Genomic DNA, 470 nt, shown 5'->3' with positions numbered 1-470 from the left:
TTCTAAATGCATCCAATATTGCTCGTTTCAATTTTCAGCTTGTTCCAGATTGTTAAAGAGCAAAATACTTCGCAGCATACTGTCAAACAGTACACTCTGAAGTATTGGGTATCGAGACGGTAAATGGTGGAGCTATGCGGGATCGAACCGCAGACCTCCTGCGTGCAAAGCAGGCGCTCTCCCAGCTGAGCTATAGCCCCATCGAATAGTAAACCTTTGCCAGATCGCTCTCAGGCAAGGCGCGAGTTCGCGAAGCATACATCAGTATGCGAGTGGGCGAGCAACGCAGCATTGAGAACGATTTTGGTAGGCCTGGGTGGACTTGAACCACCGACCTCACCCTTATCAGGGGTGCGCTCTAACCACCTGAGCTACAAGCCTATAAGGTCTTCTAACCGCTCGATTTTTTTCATCAGACAATCTGTGTGAACACTACACAGAATCAGTATCATCAGGTAAGGAGGTGATCC

Annotated in this window: 2 tRNA genes; both read right to left on the bottom strand. The window is 48.5% G+C overall.

Features of this window, described 5'->3' with window-relative positions:
• Window positions 1-124: 124 nt before the first annotated feature.
• A tRNA-Ala gene (locus CS369_RS22555) sits at window positions 125-200 on the bottom strand.
• Between the two features lie 104 nt (window positions 201-304).
• Window positions 305-381 (bottom strand) — tRNA-Ile (locus tag CS369_RS22550).
• Window positions 382-470 lie beyond the last annotated feature (89 nt).

The sequence above is a fragment of the Candidatus Symbiopectobacterium sp. 'North America' genome (assembly GCF_015762685.1).
Classification (GTDB): Bacteria; Pseudomonadota; Gammaproteobacteria; order Enterobacterales; family Enterobacteriaceae; genus Symbiopectobacterium.
This window is presented reverse-complemented; position numbering and strand designations above follow the sequence as displayed.